Raw genomic sequence first — 17,979 nt, forward strand, 5'->3', positions numbered from 1 at the left:
CTTTATATTTTGCTTCTATAATTTCATCGTAATAGTTTTTGCTTCCGTGTAGAATTCAAAACTATGGCGTCCACCTTCTCGACCGATTCCGCTCGCCTTTGACCCTCCAAAAGGAGTTCTCAAATCTCTGTAATACCAGCAATTGATCCAGAACAAGCCAGAATTGACTCGGGAAGCAACTCTGTGGGCTCGCTGTAGATCATTCGTCCAGACCACACCCGCAAGACCGTAAATCGAGTCATTAGCAATTTTCACTGCCTCTTCTTCTGTTTTAAAAGGAATCACAACAAGTACAGGACCAAATATTTCATCCTGGGCTACTCTCATTTTGTTATCTACATCATAAAGAACAGTAGGCTCGTAGAAGTTTCCTTCACCTAATCCCAGAATTCGCTTACCGCCAATTGCTAGTTTTGCCCCTTCAGACATTCCAGCTTGAACATGATTATCAACCGTTTCTAAATGACTGCGGGAAACTAGGGCTCCCATATCGGTAGCTTCATCCAGCGGGTCTCCAACCTTAATCTTCTTTACAGCATTAACAAACTTTTCTAGGAATCTATCATAAATGCTTTCTTGTATTAATAAGCGAGAACCGGCCAAGCAGATTTCCCCTTGATTTCTAAAAATAGCCTCAATCGAACCTTTTACCGCCTCATCTAGGTCTGCATCTTCAAAAACGATGTTAGCTGACTTCCCGCCCAATTCAAGCGATACAGGGATTAATTGAGAGGCTGCGTTTTTCATAACTGTTTGGCCGGTCGTAGTCTCCCCAACAAAAGAAATACGGCGTACATATGGATTTGTAGACATTGCAGTACCGACGGTTCCACCCGGTCCGGTAATAATATTTAGGACACCTGGGGGAAGTCCCGCTTCATTGGCAATTTCCCCTAACATAACTGCACTGAGCGGTGTATAAGAGGCCGGCTTCACAATTACTGTATTTCCGGCAGCCAATGCTGCAGATACTTTCCATGTCATTTGCATAAAAGGAAGATTCCATGGAATGATCAAGCTAGTCACACCTGCTGCTGCATACTTTGTATAGGACATATGTTTAGATTGCTGATAATGCTCTTGGTGGACGTATTTAGCCATTTCAGCAAAGAAACGTAAATTGGATGCCGCCCTAGGAATATCAAATTCTCTACTCTCTTTAATTGGTTTTCCGACATCTAGCGTTTCAATAAGAGCTAACTCATTTACTCGTTCCATAACTAGATCAGACATTTTACAAAGAATTTTCGATCTTTCCTCAACCGGCATTTCACTCCAAACACCGCTTTCGAATGTACGTTGTGCGACCTCAATCGCATGCTTAACATCTTTCTCACTAGCATTTGCCACTGAAGCAAGTTTCCGGTTTGTTGAAGGATCAATCGTATCAAATGTCTCACCTGATACCGCATTAATATATTCACCGTTGATAAAAAGTTTTGCGTCTTTCACTTTTATTTGATTCCCCTGTAAAGAGCTCATCTGTACCCTCCTATTCCTCTATTTCTAGGATCATTTCCACTTCGACCGCATTATTATGTGGGAGCTGGGCCATTCCAACAGCCGATCTTCCATGTTTCCCGTTCTCACCGAATACTTCTACCAACAAATCTGAAGCACCATTCATTACTTTGGGCTGGTTAGTAAAATCAGGAGTACTGTTCACAAATCCTAATATTTTAACAATGCGTTTTACTTTACTTAGTTCCCCGATCTCTTGTTTTACGACCGCCAAAAGATTCATCATGCATTGTTTAGCAGCATCATATCCAACTTCAACCGTTACATCCTTACCGAGCTTGCCGCGATACTCATCGGTACCTTGTCCAGCTGTGAAAATCAAGTTTCCTGTCCGTACACAGCTGACATAGTTCCCAGCCGCTTGACGCGGTATAGGTAGTACTAATCCTAGTTCTTCCAATTTCTCTTCGGGTGTCACAGTTTGGCTTTTCATTGTTGAATCACCGCTTTTTCAATATTTAGAAATTTAAGAGCATTCTCTCCAAGCATAGCTAGCTTTTGTTCTGAAGTGAGTGCCATGGCATCGTCAATAACCTGTCCCGGTGGAACTTCTCGAAGTAAGAATGGGTAATCCGACCCCATAATCACTCGATCATGTCCAAAATTTTCAACGAGATATTTGATATTCACTGGATCATTTACGATCGAATCAAAATAAAACTTCTTGGCATAATAACTTGGAGGTTTGTCGATTAGTCTTAAATGTGGCCATACTTGCCACCCTTTATCTAATCGAGGAAGAATGAATGGAAAAGACCCTCCGCCGTGAGAAAAGCAAATTTTTAACCTAGGAAACTTCTCCATCACACCGCCCAATATTAAACTAGCTGCTGCTAGGGCCGTTTCACTAGGCATGCCGACCGTGTACATTAAATTGTGACGGGGCATCCTTTCTCCTCCTAACGTCTCCCATGGGTGAACAAATAGAGGGACCTCCCACTTCTCACACATTTCAAAAAATTCAACTAATGAAGGATCATCTAGATTTTTTCCATTTACATTAGTCCCAATTTCAATCCCCTTTAAGCCCAACTCGTGAATACAGCGATCCATCTCTCGAATAGCAAAAGTTGCATTTTGCAATGGAACCGTACCTAGTCCAATAAATTTTGTTGGATACTGATTTACTGTTTCTGCAATAAAGTCATTTTGAATACGGGCCATGATTTCCGCTTCTTCAGCAGGCGCCCAATAAGAAAATGTTACAGGAATAGGGGATAAAACCTGCATATCCACCTTTTCTCGTTCCATGTCTTGAATTCGCTTTTCAGGGCTCCAAACTTGATCTGTAACTTCTCGAAAAACTTTTCCCGCAACCATAATATTGGCTCCACAGGAACAAGTTCGTTGTAGCACAGGCCATCGATCTCCTTTAAATCTTTTTGAGAAATCTGGAATATTCTCTGGAATAATATGTGTATGAAAATCTACTCGCATTTCCATTCCCCTGCTTCCCTCGACATAACATGTCCACAATTTTTGCATGTTCGTAATTCTAGACTACCATTGAACTGGTTGATGGCTTCCTTTACTTGAATTTCAATATTGGTTAATTGAACAGTGACTCGGTGCATTTCAGAATCACACTTCTCACAGAACCATACAAAATCCTCTAATTCGCCTTCAGTCCTGTCACGTTCTATCACTATACCAATGGTATCAGCAACTCTATGTGGAGAATGAGGAACATTCGGAGGGAGTAGAAATACTTCTCCTTCTTTTACGGTTATTACTTCTCTCTTTCCTTCTTTATTAATAATTTCAACATAACAATCCCCTTTTAGCTGATAGAAAATCTCTTCTGAGGGATCTACATGAAAATCACGTCGTTTATTCGGCCCCCCAAGTATCATAAACATTAGCTCTGAATCTTTCCAAACCACTTTATTATTCACTGGAGGTTTAAGTTGATCTTTATTTTCCTCAATAAATTTCCATAGATTAATTGTATTGAAAGTTGTATTCAAAGTACTCATAGTTTTAATCACTCCATATATGTTTTTTTATTATTTCATTGTTTGATTTTTGTGAGAGCTTTAAGATCAATATCGGCTTATTTAAATGTGTCACCATTACCCTCTTCTTTTTTGAACCGTTTCTCCCCCAATGGCCCAATGTGTTGATGGAATGTCATAAATTAAAATCCTAATACTTTCGGGGGATACCCCTAACGTTTCAGATACCGTTTGTGTTACATTTTCAATCAAGCGGTTTTTTGTTTCTTGATCTCGACCCTCTATAATTTTCATTTCAACGATAGGCATTGAGATACTCCCTCTAAAGAATTATAAAAATACATTTTCATCATCCAGACTACAGGTGAAAAGGATTTCTCACTATACAATTTCATTATTTAGGCTTTTAATGCTTTTTGCATAAAGACTACTTCTTTTGCCAAATCCGAAATTCTGCTTAATACTTCCTCATCCACTATTTCATTCTGCTTATTGAAATGGTCGGTATGAACGTAAACAGAGCCCGGTGCTACGAAGGCCCGAAAATAACCAGCAATTGGTTTCAATTGATTTTCAATCACTAAGTAATGTTGATAAGTTCCACCTGTAGCAATAAACCCCATTACTTTATTGCGTAGAATTTGCGGATGCACCAAGTCAAATAAGTTTTTAAGCGCCCCAGAGAGAGAGCCTTGAAATATCGGGGTACCGATAATATAGAAATCAGCAGACGAAACAATGTCAACGACCTTTTTTGTATCATCCGAGTAACTAGAAAGGTCACGTCCATCACACAAAGAAACAGAGTAATTTCTCAAATCCAACAATTCTACGTCAACTTCTGGATGTGTTTTTTTAACTTCCTCTAAAATCTTCTGTACAACAACGCATGTTTTCGCTCCAACTACAGTTCCAGATATTCCTAATAATTTCATTTAAGATCCTCCTTGAACGTCCTAGCTACCCTTAGGTATCCATCTGTTTTCGCCACCTGAAGGTAAACAGAGCATAATGTTCCTTCGCTTTATTTCATTAACTTCCAGATAGCCGTCCCAACAGAGAAAGGGATTCTTGAATGTTTCCTGTTAATATCAGTTTTCGTATTCTGGTAGACGAAATAACCTTACCCTTTGAGCAACAAACAGGCTGATTAACTCGAATCTGGAAATACTGTTCAAGTAGTTGAATATCTCCTTCTCGATTTCCTCCAAATCGGAAGTCACTTCCTACTATGATTTCTATTGGACTAAATTTCTTTAAATCTTCAATAAAATCTATAGGGGGACGCATTGTGTAAAATTCATCAAACCGTGCAATCACAACATGATCGACCCCTAACTTATCTAATAAAACCAGTTTCTCTTCAACCGTAGTTAAAATACGAACCCCTTGAAAATAAAATCGAGGAGGGGGATCAAATGTATATATCAAACTTGGTACTCCTAGAATCTTAGCTCTTTTCACAGCTTCTCTAATCACAGCTTGATGCCCTTGATGAACCCCATCGAACGCGCCAATTGCTATGACCGAGCCTGGCAGTGTTAAAGTTCCTTCTGCATGCGTTTCTATACCCTCTACCTCCTCATTACATAAAATCAGGGTATTACTTCTTCATTAGTTCTAGCAACTCACTTACTTGTAATGCTTCATCCACCATGTCAAACTTACGCTGACGTTTAATTGTATTATAAAAAATGGCTTTCTTCCGTATCGGATCCCCTGTATAATAACGTTCATATTGAAGCAAGCGTTGTCCGAAAGCTTCTCCGCACAAATCCCAAGCAAGTTTGAAAACGCTTACACGATCAATTGCAGAAACGCCCTCTCTCCCTACATAATAGCGATCCATATCTTCTCTCAGCTCTGGATTTTCAAAATCAGCACCAGTTGGACTCAACAATAATCCGCCAGCCCCTATTGTTTGCATCAGTTCAATCGCACGCGGATACATCTTCGGCAAGAAACCTCGAATCGTTTCAAGAGGTACCCAATTCGGAATAGCCTCACCTTCTGGTGTAATCTCATACTCATGCTCAGCAACAAGCATTAATGCTCTAATAGATTCCACAGCTTGGATTAGCTCACCAAGGTTTTCCTGTACATGTAAAAATGTATCTACTCCAATTGAGTCAGCTAACCTGCATGCTACTTCGGTAGCAAATTGAAGTTTTAGGAGCCCTCTCACTGCCGATTGATGTGATGGTTGCAGAGCGATTCCTGTTTTTGGATAAAGGAGGTTTGCAGCTTCAATATTGTTATAAATAAACACTCGATCCCAAGGAACTAAAACATCTTTAAAGACTAACAGTGCATCCATTTCTTCAAAGCGTGATGCCAATGGATGATCAAATAATGGACGCTTCCCATCTTGCATCGGTTCGCGACAAATAATTCGAAGTCCTGGTGTATCAATTGGAAGTGCAAATGATAGCGCATAACGTTCATCACCCGGTTTGTATCCTGGGAAGGTATAAATAATAACTTCATCTGTTACAGGAGCAAGTGTAGCCAAAAATTTAGCACCTCTCACAATAAGTCCTTCAGGCGTCTCTTCAACAGCTCCTAAATGAGAAAACATATCCTGTTGCTCATGAGAGGATTTGCTTCGGTCATTTTGAGGATTGATAATGGCATGCGTTAAAAACAAATCATTATCGCGAACATGTCGATAGTAATTACGCATATTTTCAGCCCACTGCTGATTGTACTTTTCAAAAAAGTTAGAATTACTGTACAAAGAAGTAATTACCACGTTTAAAAAGTCTGGAGATCTTCCCATTAAACCAAAAGTAGCCTTTGCGAAGGCCTCAAACGCTGCTCTACGCTTAGTTAAGTCTTCATAGTTTTTGGGAACCAAAAACGCATTGTTCACTCTTTCCCCAGTTTCTTCACAGACATGAGTAATCCTATCTTGATATTCCGGATCATGTTGCATATCATATAGCTTTGCGATTTCAAGTACTGTCTGTTTTAATACTGGCTCATCCAACACGCTTTCAACTTTTTTCCCCGCCATCCAAATTTCGGGTTTTCGCGCCTTTACTGCATCTATATATTGAGCACCTGTACGGATTCCCATAATCATTTCTCCTTATATGTTTATTTAATAGCATCTATATCTTTTGGTTTTCATTAACATATCTTTACTATCTACTCATTTCTAAAACACGGTGGACTTCATCGACATGCATTTCTTTAATAGAAAGTTATTATCTATTTTTTATTATCACTCTCCCTCAAAGTTATTTTAAATATCATCTTTATTGATTCAATCCCTTTAGTTGATAATAAGCCCAAATCAGTTATAAAACTGTAAACTATTTAACCTTTTTGATTTTTTTATATTTTCTGAAAAATAGTTAAAAAAGGCTCGATCCCGAAGGCACGTAACATGTTTTTGAGTCAGCCCCCTTAACGTCTATTAAAATGGCATCAACGCTAAATTATCAGTAAAAAGCCGGCCAATGCAGGAGTTCCGACCACTGTCACTTTCAAAAATAATTTGGGTGCGAAGTTTGTAAATTTTGTTCCTACATAGGCTCCAAAAATGGTTCCTACTAAAACTTGAGGCCGTTAGAGAGGTCCCCAATGCTTGATAGATGGGAACTTTAAAAACTAACGTTAAACTAGATATAATGAATCCGGCACCGCACGCACAGACAAACCCAAGTAAGGTCCCTAATGCAACCATCGTTAAAATAATAGATTGATTTTAAATAAATTTATATTTAAACTAGTGTAAAGTATTTAAAAAGCTTTTTCGTCGCTGCTATATATAGAAAGGTTTTAAAGAGTCCTAAGTTACAAAAGATCATTAGTCAAATACCCAAAAAAGAAAGCGCTACCAATTATGTTTGAAGAAAATTTCCCATCAAACTATTAAACTCTAAGTAATTCCTCGTAAGAAAACATAACAAAGTTAATATAATTGAACCCATCAAATAATTACATCGAATATCTAGATTAGAAATACAATTTTATTAGTCCATTTCATAATCATTTACTCGCGTTCTATTTAAAAATAATGCTACTACTAGGGGCATTGATAATGCTCTCAAGATTCCATCAAAAAATACTCATTGAAAATTACAATTCTAGGAGTGACTACTATGATTATTTCCCAGCATACTTACATCAATTGGGAAAATTATTTAGAATTTGGAATTAGACAATTTTTCAAGGAAAAAACAGGGGTATATAAACAAGATACTATTGGAGATGGTTTTTATTATGTTCATAAGGGCTTAATTAAAGTTATTACCTCAACAACAAAGGAAAAAGACCGTATGTTAAACATTGTAGTTCCTGGTCAACTATTAGGTGTTCAAACCATGGATCAACAAGTTCACTTTACAACGGCTGTAACAGTGAAAGACTCCATACTCTATTACTTTCCTTATGAGAAGTTTAAAGAACTCCTAAGGTTACAACCAACGTTTTTAAATCTTTTCACAAAAACTGTAATACAAAAAATACACGGGCTTGTTGAGCTAATTAATTTGAATTCTCACTCTGCAGAGAGTCAAATTGCCTTGATACTTCTAAATATTTGTTATGATTTTAAAGATCATGAAGTTCATCTAACCCAAAAAGATCTCGTAACGTGTACAGGCTTGACACGGATAACTGTATACAAAATATTAAAACAATGGCAGAAAGAAAATTTAATCGAAATACAAAGTCGAAAGCTATTAATTAGAGATCCCGATCTGTTAAGAAACTATGTTATTAATTCATGAGTGTTGATTATCCAAAATTAGACAGACATATCTCTTGTAATTCTCTATAGTTTTTAAAACAACAGCTATTCGCCAGTCTATAGGTAAATTGGCTTTTAGCCATTGTCGCTGAAAAGTGATAAACAACAATTTATTGAATACTCGCCCTTCAGATGTCTTCGAATAGAGCCATTTAAATAGAACATATGCAATCAAAGCAGCAAAATCTGATTAAAGACGGCGTTTTCTGTCGTGTCAAATAAAACAGGGACACTTAGGTTCTGTTTGATCCATCGGAAGAACGTTTCGATTCTCCACCTTGTTTTGTATATATCTGCAATGGCTTCTGGCGCAACATTCATCAGATTGGTGACTTCACGCATCTCATTACCATAATCGTCCTAAAAAATACAACGCGTTGACGTTTCATTGAACGAGATTGCTCGGTACCTAGTTGGCAGGTGTTGTCACGCTTGACGGGCGATGCATTTTGCTTTAGCCGTTGTAAAGAATGTGTTCAAAAGATTTCTGTATTTTCTTTCATTCGGATGACAAACTTTTGATGGTCTTCCGTAAACTGATTGATTCTTTTGATCTTAAAATAGACTCGATTTTCTACCATGATAAATCGTAAATCGACCAACTGTTCAACAATTGGTCCATCATGCACAAGTCCAGTGGTTCCAACGACATGAAGAGGTATTTCAGTGAGAGGAGAATAGCTAACATGCAGTTTGATTCCTGCACGCTCCCTGTGATAAAGGCGACTTTCCCACTGTAATCGTGGTGGAGTCTACCAAGAGAAGTTCGTTTGAAAGCTTTAATGCTCGGTGTGTCATCCGATTACATTTAGATACGACTAAATGTAATAATTTCTTCATAAATAAAAAACACGTTATTTATCAGGAGTGGTGATAGAATGTTAAATCTTCGTTTTACATGGAGTCCATTTTTGACATATGGACAATTTATTGAGGTGAAAGAAAATACAGTTATTTATCACCAGGGAGAGGATGGAAAAGGGTTTTATTACTTAAGTAAGGGAGAAATAAAAATTACAATTCTATCCGATAAAGGAGAAGAGCGTACTGTTAATTATGTTCCGGAAGGTATGTTGTTTGGAGAGAATGGAATTAATAAAGAACCTTATTCCACTACCGCGTTTACAACCTCCCCTTCCGTTTTGTATTATTTCTCTGATGAAGCATTACTAAAAGTATGTAAAGAACACCCAAATGCAGCAACAATATTTACAAATTCCCTAATTTATAAATTTAGATTATTGGCAGAAATTATTACTTTTCTTGATAGCCCTGTTGAACAGCAAATGGCACACTACTTATTAAAGCTTGTTAACGAAAACGGTAAGTTTGCTATTAATCAAACAGCATTTGCCCGTTACGTTGGTACGTCCCGTATTACCGTAAATAAAATCATCCAAAAATGGGTTAAAGACGGTATAATCAAACTCTCTAGTCAAACAATTGATATTATTGATATAAATAGAATTAGAGAAATCCAACGCTCTGATATAAAAAATCTGTCAAACTTGGACATGCTAATATTATCCTCGTCTCAAGAATAAAAATATTGGGCAGCATCCAAAAATATGTAAGGAAGAGGAATGACGACTTTAGAACTGGATTTTACCTGAACAGCTGAGAGAGATTTCCATACTGTTGTTAATACGCCCAGCATGGAAGTACTACTAAGACACAAAAATTTAAAACTTCTTGGTTTCATACTTATCTCTGCAAAGGAGACACTGGTAAAAGATCACTCTTCGTTTCCAGTATTTGTTCAAGAAGTTAATTTAACTACTACCTCGACCTTCTATTATCCATAATTCGGAATTAAACTAATATACTAAGAGAGCAATGAAAATATTGATTACCTTGCTGAAAAAGTTGGAAAACATGAGCTAGAACTTAATAGATTAAACAGAAATTGAGGGAGCTTTTATGGGTTCTCTTTTGTTGTTATAATTGTGCTGAGATTCGCTCTCTGACGAAGTGAATTATGCTTTTTATGTACAAATATCCTTCGTTGCAAAATTCAACGCTATTACTTTTAAAATAGATGTATATCAATCTATAAAATTGGTGAAACTGATAAATTATTCCTCCTATCGTTGAAAAGCCTTTGCTCCTGTTGAGCAAAGGCTACTTTTTTGACGAGTTTCTTCTATTTGATCTTTGCTGCTGACTCGTATGTATCCAAATTTACGAATATCCAATTTATTACTCCCTCTTCTACTTTTCTCTTATTCCACCAAAACGTTCGTAAAAGTGTATATAAATATACGAACGTCCGTAAAATTATTTCTAACTTTAATGAACGTTAAAGTAAGATGATTTTGCACAAAAAAGAACCGTTTGCAAAAGTCTACTTTTACGAACTATAGTATAAAGGTCAAAATGTTTAAATATCTAACCCAATAGAGATATATACTTTTTCACTGAACTTAGGTAATTTGGACAAGCTTGTATTTTTTCATCCCACATATATAGTAGAAAAAGGAGGGTTGTATATATGGGATGGTATAACAAAAGCTACAATCAGCGTCCTCCACAGCTTCCAATCCCACCAGTCCCACCACTCTAAGCTGAAATTGGGGTACAGACATCAAAACGGAACCTGCTTAGCCTGTAATGGGCTGGGCTTTTTTACTTTTTACGGTATGGCGGAAACTATCAGAACCTTGTTAATTATGGTTGCTTTACCAGTTTGATAGAGGTAAAATTATCAGTAACTTAAAAACGAACGGATAAACAAAAAAGCCATTTCCATATGTTAGTGTTTCTCAGGCACTAACGGAAATGACTTCTTCTATAACCTAGTGTGCGACCACTAAGTTAAATTTTTATCCCTGACGCAACAGGACTATTTGATACACCTATTATAAACTCATTGTCTACTGAATTTCAAAATGTTCAAGTTGGGAAGATTAATTGCAAGATGTCAGTAAAGAACTTCTCTAGGAACATCAAGTTGTAACATAAAATTCAGGTTTACGGTTAACTAAACAAGGGAGTTTTTCTCTCACACGATGTACACGATCAAGGTCAATATCAGACATAATCAAAGTTTCTTCTTCGCCTCCACTAGTTGCTATAACTCCCATTGGATCGACAATCATACTCCGTCCAGAAAAGACATTGCCGGCTTGGTTAGAAGCACAAACGAACACAGTATTTTCAATGGCTCTGGCACGAAGTAGAGTTTCCCAATGATCCTCTTTCATAGCTCCCGCTACCCATCCAGCAGGAATAAACAGAATATCCGCTTCTTGGAGTGCTAATTGCCTTGCTATCTCTGGGAATCGTAATTCATAACAAACCATAAAACCTATTTTTCCAAATTCCGTTTCTACTACTTTATATTGATTATCACCAGGGACAATGGTATCAGACTCTTTATAGTTAAAAGCATCGTATAAGTGAGTCTTTTGATAAGATTGTATAATTTGTCCGTAACGATCGATAAATACTGTCGTATTATATGCACGCTGCTCATCATCTACTTTTGACTCAAATATTCCACAAACTATATAAATTTCGTTTTCTCGAGCCGCCTCAGCTAATCCTGAAACAAACGGACCCTCCAATGGTTCAGCAACATCAACGGGTGAAATTCCGGAACCTGGGATAGCTAGTGCCATATACAATTCAGGTAATATAACAAAATCTGCTCCCAATCCTTTTGCTTTAGAAATGTATTTTTTTGCTTTCTCCAAATTAGACATTTTATCGGTACTTGTAGATAATTGAGCAATAGCTACTTTCATAATAATCCTCCTAATAAACTTTTTAATAAATCATATTACCGTATTGCGAGTTTCGTTGTTTACGATAGCGCTTTCAATTTGTTCCTCTTCAAAAAGGGACTTGTTAGGTTTTATGAATAACCACGAGATTGCACCCAATCCACCCATAATTGTTAATAACATGATACCCATATTCCAATTTCCAGTGAGATTGACTGTTTGCACCACTAGTATAGTACCAATCGCCGTTGCAGCGTTTCCACAAAAGTTTACCCATCCTGATAATGAAGCACTATGTTTTCCTCCGATGTCCTGAACGGCAGACCAATTGGGTACTTGTATCATACCTATTCCAGCCATTGAAATCATTAATAGAATAGACATGTTAAAAGTAGAAGTCGCTTGAGAGGCAAACCATAGACAACTAGAACTGATGATGAATCCTACAATACCAAAAGGAACACGTGAGGTAATACGAGATTTTGTTTTACGATAAACGAAATCGACTAAAGTCCCCATACCCACTACAGAAGCCGCTAATGCTAACCAAGGCAATGCTGCCACAATTCCTGTACTTTCAATGGACAAGCCACGCGATTGGAGAAGAAATAGAGGTAGTAACGTGATAAAAAAGCTTTCCACCAATACTAAACAAAAATATTGAAAACCAATCGCCCAAAATTGGGACTTGCTCAAAAGTGTTTTCCATTCTTTCCGTGATGTTTTGAATACCACTTCATTGTTCTCTTCTTTGGATTTTGTTTCTTCGGTAATTAAGTCTAACTCTCCCTGATTCACAGCTGGATGATCTTTCGGATGATTCTTAAACCTCTTATACCAATACAAGCCAACAGCTACTCCAATGATTCCATAGCTATAAAAACTCCATTCCCAACCGAATCGTGAAATAATCCATGCAGTTAATGTTGTACCAATTGCCAATCCTAAATAACCAGAACTTAAAAAGATAGAATTAGCTCTGGCTTTTTCCGTTCTAGGAAACCAAGTGTTGATAGCATTTATTCCACCTGGTATATCTGCAGCCTGGGCAATACCTAATAAGCAGCGAAAGAAGATCAGTAAAATTAAGCCGGATCCAAATGGAGTAATAAATGTAACTACGGACCAAAGAATACCTGCAATAGCAATTGCCTTATGAGAGCCTATTCGTTGTACCCAAATTCCGGCAGGTACTTGACATAATGCATACGTCCAGGCAAAAGCCGATAATACAAATGAAATTTCAGTTAAACTAAGACCAAAATCTTCCTGAATGAGTGGTGCACTAACACTAATATTGATTCGATCTAATGACATCATTAATTGCATTGGAACCATGATAAAAAATATAACTCGCCATCGGACATTAGTGCTCTTCAAACAACTCACTCCTTTATTATCTAAAGAATTTTTCCGCTCCACTTAATGAAGCTAAACTAATGCCGGAATCTACTTGTCTTTTCATTTCTATCTCAGCCTCTTGTTTTTGGATAGCTGTTATCGCATACTGTTCAGCATCTTTAGGATTAATAACGAATACACCATCATCACTTGCAACCACTAAATCGCCTGGATTAATACTTACACCACATACGCTTACTGTTGTATTGATTTCTCCTTCTATTCCAAGAATTCTTGTTGTTAGAGGGCTTATACCTAGAGAAAAAACAGGTAGGCCTAGTTCTAAGATTTCTGGAACGTCATTGATGCAACCTGAAACAATCACACCAGCTACTTGTTTAGCATGCGCAACGTAAGACACCATTCCTCCCCAACAAGACCGTTGTTCGTCTCCAGACATATCTATTACCATTACATCACCTGGTTCTATTAAATCTAATGCCTTATGCACAGCAGTAGAATCCATATGTGGGATCCGAACGGTAATAGCATTACCTACAAATCGTATTGGACGAGAAAGTGGTTGTAAGCCCTTAAGAAAACCAAAATCTGTCATATGTCCAATCGTTGAAGGATCTACCTTTTGATACAAATCAATGAGCTTTGGACTAATACCTTGTACTCTAGGATTAATTTTAAACATGTTCTTCCCCTCTACTTTCATTTAATTTTATTTCTTCTCTTGCAGTTTTAATTTTCTTCTAAATCGTCAAAACCTTAGTTCCTATTACCGGTATCATTGAGATTATCCCAGATCAAAACATAAAATAGTAAATTGCAAAGGTTTTTAGTAATGTCTTCAGGAATTTAAAGCGCTTACAAAACAATTATAGAGTTTGTTGAAGTTCTTGGTTTTCCTCTGGAATATTCCAGTTTTCTTGTAAAAATTGAACAATCTTGTCTACAGAACGGTTTACCAATCGTTCACCTTTTTCTTTTGTTCCTAATTTTGCGTTTCCAACTGTCCCTGACTCACTGTAAATGCTGTATTTTGGATACTGAATAATTTCAGGGAATTGATCAATGAATTTTGGTGGCTCGTTTACCGGTTTTTCAATGTCAACCAGTTCTGGGTATAAATATAAAAGGACTGATGTACCTGCTTCACTCGCATGTCCATGGGCTAATGCTCCAGATTCAACAATTCCATTATCAAGTGTTTTTAAAAACCTCCAATAATCGATTTGTGCAAATCGAAACTCATCATAGTCACGGTGATCATAAGCAATTTGGTTGATGACAGGAACATTTCCTACATGATTATTAATAAATAAGAAGTCTTTGAATCCCCACTTTTTCAAACTGTTAACTGTATCTACCAAATACTCTTTAAAGCTTTCAGGTCGAATGGTAATTGTTCCGGGAAAATCATCCAACATTGATGAGTCACCTACTTCCAAAGTTGGACCTATTATGCTATTTACCCGTTCGGCTACGAGTTCTGCAATTTTTGCAGCTACTAACGTATCGCTTCCAAGTGGTAAATGCGGACCATATACTTCAAAAGCTCCTGTAGGAATAATCGCTAAATTGGTTTCCATTTTTCTCTCTACAAATACCTTCCAGCTCATTTCTTTAAGAACATTAGTTTTTTTCATTTTTCCATCTCCTTAATTTGTTTATTTAAAATAGGGATATTTTCCCTCCTCGAATGTGTTCTTCCAACTCATGTACTGCTAAATGGTGATTCTTCTGCTTTAAAGCTTCAAGGATGTCAATATGCTCTTGAATAAACTTCGTCATATTTTGTTTCTTTTTTAGAAAGCACGTTGAGTTATAAAAAAGTCTTTCACTTATATTGGACATTGTTTGGAGAAATAAGCTATTTCCTTCAACTTCCAAAAGATAGTAATGAAAATCAGCATCAAGCTGGACAAAGCTAAAGAAATCATCATTTTCACAACATTGTTTTTGCTCATTAACCATTTCATATAAGGTTGCAAGGTCATTTTCTTTAAGCATGTCAATCGTATTCCTAATAGAAAAAGTTTCAATTGCAATACGTGCATCAAAAAAATCATTAATCTCTTTAATCGATAATTCTTGTATAGCAATTCCTTGATTAGAGATTACTTTGACAAAACCCTCATTTTGAAGCCTTTGAAGTGCTGCAACAATAGGAGTTCGACTCATTTCAAGTTCTTCAACTAATTGATTTTGCGAGGTATAATTCTCTTCTATAAAATCCCCCCTCATAATCTTTTCTTTAATTTTGTGATATGCAATTTCATTCAAAGTTGTCCTTTTTTTCATAGGAGCCTCCTAATTTTTTTACTTGAATTCAAGTTGAATTCAACTATATTATTAAAGTAGCAAAAAAATCCAGAAAAGTAAATATTAATTTGGGTTTTAATTGAAAATTTATTAATAGGATAACATGCTCATCAAGTTGAAACTTTGCGATATTCCCTTTTAAAACAAAAAAAACCCCTAATATGGGGGCTTATAGTCTTATAGGCGTCTGAAAGGTGTACCTTTACGAACAGTAGCAACAATACTATACCGCCCATTTTAGAAATTTTATACGCTAAGAAAATTCCAACCTAAAAAGTCGATCTCCTCTACGTGAACTGACCCCATAAAGTTAGACAGGTTATTTCGTTAGGCAGCCCGTTGGACATGAGCTCGGTATTGTACCGGGCTCATGCCTTTTAATTTTGCCTTGATTCGTTTGTGATTATAGTATTCTATATATTTTGCTAGTTCGTGTTTAAAGTGTTCCACACTTTCAAATTCTTTTAGATAAAGAAGTTCCGATTTCATGATACCAAAGAAATTTTCCATAACAGCGTTATCGTAACAATTCCCTTTGCGAGACATACTTTGCGTAATGCCACGTTCACTAAGGGTATTACGGTATTGCTTCATTTGATAATGCCAGCCTTGATCTGAATGAATAAGGAGAGTATCGTCGTCTGTTAAACGTTCAAAAGCTTGATCCAACATCGTTGAAATGAGTGAGTAGGTTGGTCTTGAACCGATTGTATACGTAATAATTTCTCCATTAAATAAGTCCAATATCGGCGATAAATATAGCTTTTCTCCAAATAATTTAAACTCTGTAATATCCGTAACCCATTTCTCATTTGGTTTTTCAGCTTTGAAATTACGATCTAAAATATTTAGTGCAATCTTACCCACAGTTCCTTTGTAAGAGCGATATTTTTTCATACGGACAAGACATTTTAGTCCTAGTTCTTTCATGATTCGCTGTACCTTTTTGTGGTTTACTTTGTGTCCACGATTTCTAAGTTCATCACGAATTCGACGGTAACCAAACCGACCTTCATGTTCATCGAAAACAGATTTAATCAATCCTTTCAGTTCTGCATCTGGATCAGGACGACCGAAGTTTTTCACCCAATAGTAATAGGTGCTACCCAGTCTTTGTACCAGAACCAAACATATTGAATTTTAATTTTTTCTATAGTCATTTAGTACTGACAATTATTCACATAAGTTACCAATAAAGTTTATTTAGTGGTGATTTCAACTATTTTTAAATAAAAAGTTACGGAAATTATTAGAAACTGGTGATAAAGGACGTTTCATTTTACTGCACATGAAAAAAAGCCAAGAAAAACAAGAGAGTATAATCTTCCCTATTTTCTTAGCTTATCATTCATCAATCAATTAATAATCAGCAAACCAGTTACATATTTATAGTGGAACTTAAAATCGATAGCTTTTTGATGTATTCTTCAAGGTATTTCATAACACATTCACTATCATATCATATTTCAAAATCCCTATTGATTTCACATCTAACAAACCCAAGAGGTTCATATTGTCAGTTGATGCTTCCATTGTTCTAATGAAGCAAGCAAGTTAGGTATTCCTTCCTCACCAAAATACTCCAAAGAAACAAAACCTGTATAATTCAGCCTTCTCAATTCTTCCAGCAAACGAACATTGTCCACATCCCCGCTAAAAATAGGTGCTGGTTTGTTTTTATATCGCTCTTTATGATTGTAGTGATAATTTTTTAAATGCACATGGCTGACATGGGAGAAAACAGATTCCAATACCTCCATCGGATTCAATTGATCAACGTATAAGTTTGCACCATCGAAAATCAGTTTTATCCTTGGATGGTTTATATCTTGTAAAAGTTTATGAATGGCTTCAAGGTTATCAGCAAAGGAATCATAGTGAATTTCAATTGCTACGTCCACTCCATACAGATCTGCCATTTGAGCTAATTTATTTAATTCGGTAGCCGTTTCTGACCATTGCTCTGGTGATGCATTCCTTGACGCAATATGTCCTGCGAACGTCCGTATCAACGGGCAGTTTAACTGATGAGCCATATCTAACAATCTTCTTGCTTGATTGATTTCGTTTTGATGTTCTTTCGGATTCCAAAGTTTGGAAAATGTGGTATATCCACTAATGGACGTTATTTGTAAATCATTGGATTCTAGTAATAGAGCTAATTTATCCAGCGGCCCTTGCTTCTCCTGAAATCGTTCTATATGTTTATTCCAAAGTTCAAGTCCTTTTACATCCGTTTGCAATGGAAGTAACCATTTTATAATTTCCTCAATGTCCCATTCCTTAAATCCTGTGGTACATAAACTAAGCTTCATTGTAATTCCACCTTCCCCAAATCTAAATT

Annotated in this window: 18 protein-coding genes and 2 pseudogenes; 2 read left to right on the forward strand and 18 right to left on the reverse strand. The window is 36.6% G+C overall.

What is annotated here, in order from left to right; all coding sequences use genetic code 11:
* Positions 1 to 15: 15 nt before the first annotated feature.
* The 9 genes and pseudogenes from JFV29_RS12700 to JFV29_RS30410 form a co-directional block, all read right to left on the reverse strand.
* Positions 16 to 1,482, reverse strand: coding sequence for an aldehyde dehydrogenase (locus JFV29_RS12700; RefSeq protein ID WP_201184056.1), 1,467 nt, complete (start codon positions 1,480 to 1,482; stop codon positions 16 to 18).
* Between the two features lie 10 nt (positions 1,483 to 1,492).
* Positions 1,493 to 1,954 carry a RidA family protein gene (locus JFV29_RS12705; protein ID WP_148359043.1) on the reverse strand — a complete coding sequence of 154 codons (462 nt, stop codon included), beginning with the start codon at positions 1,952 to 1,954 and terminating at the stop codon, positions 1,493 to 1,495.
* Entirely contained in the window at positions 1,951 to 2,958 is a 1,008-nt protein-coding gene (locus JFV29_RS12710) for an amidohydrolase family protein (protein WP_201184263.1), read from the reverse strand. Before JFV29_RS12710 ends, JFV29_RS12705 begins: the two co-directional genes overlap by 4 nt.
* Positions 2,949 to 3,497, reverse strand: coding sequence for a 3-hydroxyanthranilate 3,4-dioxygenase (locus tag JFV29_RS12715; protein WP_446728244.1), 549 nt, complete (start codon positions 3,495 to 3,497; stop codon positions 2,949 to 2,951). Before JFV29_RS12715 ends, JFV29_RS12710 begins: the two co-directional genes overlap by 10 nt.
* A 96-nt stretch (positions 3,498 to 3,593) precedes the next feature.
* Positions 3,594 to 3,785, reverse strand: coding sequence for a tautomerase family protein (locus JFV29_RS12720; protein WP_201184059.1), 192 nt, complete (start codon positions 3,783 to 3,785; stop codon positions 3,594 to 3,596).
* 89 nt (positions 3,786 to 3,874) lie between these two features.
* Positions 3,875 to 4,411 carry an NADPH-dependent FMN reductase gene (locus JFV29_RS12725; protein WP_201184062.1) on the reverse strand — a complete coding sequence of 179 codons (537 nt, stop codon included), beginning with the start codon at positions 4,409 to 4,411 and terminating at the stop codon, positions 3,875 to 3,877.
* Positions 4,412 to 4,508: 97 nt separating this feature from the next.
* Positions 4,509 to 5,045, reverse strand: a complete 537-nt coding sequence (locus JFV29_RS12730; RefSeq protein ID WP_201184265.1) for an FAD synthetase family protein — start codon at positions 5,043 to 5,045, stop codon at positions 4,509 to 4,511.
* A 34-nt stretch (positions 5,046 to 5,079) separates the two neighbouring features.
* Positions 5,080 to 6,555, reverse strand: coding sequence for a 4-hydroxyphenylacetate 3-hydroxylase family protein (locus tag JFV29_RS12735; protein WP_201184065.1), 1,476 nt, complete (start codon positions 6,553 to 6,555; stop codon positions 5,080 to 5,082).
* 477 nt (positions 6,556 to 7,032) lie between these two features.
* Positions 7,033 to 7,167, reverse strand: a pseudogene (locus JFV29_RS30410) (sulfite exporter TauE/SafE family protein); the annotation flags it as partial.
* 418 nt (positions 7,168 to 7,585) lie between these two features.
* Between JFV29_RS30410 and JFV29_RS12740 the strand changes: the two are divergent.
* Positions 7,586 to 8,215, forward strand: a complete 630-nt coding sequence (locus JFV29_RS12740) for a Crp/Fnr family transcriptional regulator (protein ID WP_201184069.1) — start codon at positions 7,586 to 7,588, stop codon at positions 8,213 to 8,215.
* A 191-nt stretch (positions 8,216 to 8,406) separates the two neighbouring features.
* Here JFV29_RS12740 and JFV29_RS31045 read toward each other — a convergent pair whose 3' ends face one another.
* Together JFV29_RS31045 and JFV29_RS31050 are read right to left on the reverse strand one after the other, a co-directional pair.
* Positions 8,407 to 8,577 carry a transposase gene (locus tag JFV29_RS31045; RefSeq protein ID WP_201184071.1) on the reverse strand — a complete coding sequence of 57 codons (171 nt, stop codon included), beginning with the start codon at positions 8,575 to 8,577 and terminating at the stop codon, positions 8,407 to 8,409.
* A 134-nt stretch (positions 8,578 to 8,711) separates the two neighbouring features.
* Positions 8,712 to 8,933, reverse strand: a complete 222-nt coding sequence (locus JFV29_RS31050) for a transposase (protein WP_201184268.1) — start codon at positions 8,931 to 8,933, stop codon at positions 8,712 to 8,714.
* 180 nt (positions 8,934 to 9,113) lie between these two features.
* Here JFV29_RS31050 and JFV29_RS12755 point away from each other — a divergent pair, with 180 nt between their 5' ends.
* Positions 9,114 to 9,779, forward strand: a complete 666-nt coding sequence (locus JFV29_RS12755) for a Crp/Fnr family transcriptional regulator (protein ID WP_201184074.1) — start codon at positions 9,114 to 9,116, stop codon at positions 9,777 to 9,779.
* Positions 9,780 to 11,180: 1,401 nt separating this feature from the next.
* Here the strand turns inward: JFV29_RS12755 and JFV29_RS12760 are convergent.
* The 7 genes and pseudogenes from JFV29_RS12760 to JFV29_RS12790 form a co-directional block, all read right to left on the reverse strand.
* Positions 11,181 to 11,981 (reverse strand): carbon-nitrogen hydrolase family protein, encoded by an 801-nt coding sequence (locus JFV29_RS12760; protein WP_201184077.1) that lies wholly within the window; start codon positions 11,979 to 11,981, stop codon positions 11,181 to 11,183.
* A 30-nt stretch (positions 11,982 to 12,011) separates the two neighbouring features.
* Positions 12,012 to 13,340: an MFS transporter gene (locus JFV29_RS12765; protein ID WP_201184080.1), complete on the reverse strand. Its 1,329-nt coding sequence runs from the start codon at positions 13,338 to 13,340 to the stop codon at positions 12,012 to 12,014.
* A 16-nt stretch (positions 13,341 to 13,356) separates the two neighbouring features.
* The gene (locus tag JFV29_RS12770) at positions 13,357 to 14,004 is read right to left on the reverse strand and encodes an RraA family protein (RefSeq protein WP_201184082.1); all 648 of its coding nucleotides are present in this window, start codon (positions 14,002 to 14,004) and stop codon (positions 13,357 to 13,359) included.
* Positions 14,005 to 14,188: 184 nt separating this feature from the next.
* Positions 14,189 to 14,959 (reverse strand): creatininase family protein, encoded by a 771-nt coding sequence (locus JFV29_RS12775; RefSeq protein WP_201184084.1) that lies wholly within the window; start codon positions 14,957 to 14,959, stop codon positions 14,189 to 14,191.
* 25 nt (positions 14,960 to 14,984) lie between these two features.
* Positions 14,985 to 15,614 (reverse strand): GntR family transcriptional regulator, encoded by a 630-nt coding sequence (locus JFV29_RS12780; protein ID WP_201184086.1) that lies wholly within the window; start codon positions 15,612 to 15,614, stop codon positions 14,985 to 14,987.
* 348 nt (positions 15,615 to 15,962) lie between these two features.
* Positions 15,963 to 16,739, reverse strand: a pseudogene (locus JFV29_RS12785) (IS3 family transposase); the annotation flags it as partial.
* Positions 16,740 to 17,143: 404 nt separating this feature from the next.
* Positions 17,144 to 17,950, reverse strand: coding sequence for a sugar phosphate isomerase/epimerase family protein (locus JFV29_RS12790; protein WP_201184089.1), 807 nt, complete (start codon positions 17,948 to 17,950; stop codon positions 17,144 to 17,146).
* Positions 17,951 to 17,979 lie beyond the last annotated feature (29 nt).

It is taken from the genome of Peribacillus sp. TH16 (genome assembly GCF_016651095.1).
GTDB classification, from domain to species: domain Bacteria; phylum Bacillota; class Bacilli; order Bacillales; family DSM-1321; genus Peribacillus; species Peribacillus butanolivorans.

Excerpts from the sequence above, each read along its gene's own strand:
- JFV29_RS12775 (WP_201184084.1), bottom strand. The coding sequence starts at position 14,959 with ATGAAAAAAACTAATGTTCTTAAAGAAATGAGCTGGAAGGTATTTGTA.
- JFV29_RS12725 (WP_201184062.1), bottom strand. The coding sequence starts at position 4,411 with ATGAAATTATTAGGAATATCTGGAACTGTAGTTGGAGCGAAAACATGC.
- JFV29_RS31045 (WP_201184071.1), bottom strand. The coding sequence starts at position 8,577 with ATGCGTGAAGTCACCAATCTGATGAATGTTGCGCCAGAAGCCATTGCA.
- JFV29_RS12755 (WP_201184074.1), top strand. The coding sequence starts at position 9,114 with ATGTTAAATCTTCGTTTTACATGGAGTCCATTTTTGACATATGGACAA.
- JFV29_RS12705 (WP_148359043.1), bottom strand. The coding sequence starts at position 1,954 with ATGAAAAGCCAAACTGTGACACCCGAAGAGAAATTGGAAGAACTAGGA.
- JFV29_RS12715 (WP_446728244.1), bottom strand. The coding sequence starts at position 3,497 with ATGAGTACTTTGAATACAACTTTCAATACAATTAATCTATGGAAATTT.
- JFV29_RS12790 (WP_201184089.1), bottom strand. The coding sequence starts at position 17,950 with ATGAAGCTTAGTTTATGTACCACAGGATTTAAGGAATGGGACATTGAG.
- JFV29_RS12735 (WP_201184065.1), bottom strand. The coding sequence starts at position 6,555 with ATGGGAATCCGTACAGGTGCTCAATATATAGATGCAGTAAAGGCGCGA.
- JFV29_RS12780 (WP_201184086.1), bottom strand. The coding sequence starts at position 15,614 with ATGAAAAAAAGGACAACTTTGAATGAAATTGCATATCACAAAATTAAA.
- JFV29_RS12740 (WP_201184069.1), top strand. The coding sequence starts at position 7,586 with ATGATTATTTCCCAGCATACTTACATCAATTGGGAAAATTATTTAGAA.
- JFV29_RS12710 (WP_201184263.1), bottom strand. The coding sequence starts at position 2,958 with ATGCGAGTAGATTTTCATACACATATTATTCCAGAGAATATTCCAGAT.
- JFV29_RS12720 (WP_201184059.1), bottom strand. The coding sequence starts at position 3,785 with ATGCCTATCGTTGAAATGAAAATTATAGAGGGTCGAGATCAAGAAACA.
- JFV29_RS12760 (WP_201184077.1), bottom strand. The coding sequence starts at position 11,981 with ATGAAAGTAGCTATTGCTCAATTATCTACAAGTACCGATAAAATGTCT.
- JFV29_RS12700 (WP_201184056.1), bottom strand. The coding sequence starts at position 1,482 with ATGAGCTCTTTACAGGGGAATCAAATAAAAGTGAAAGACGCAAAACTT.
- JFV29_RS12770 (WP_201184082.1), bottom strand. The coding sequence starts at position 14,004 with ATGTTTAAAATTAATCCTAGAGTACAAGGTATTAGTCCAAAGCTCATT.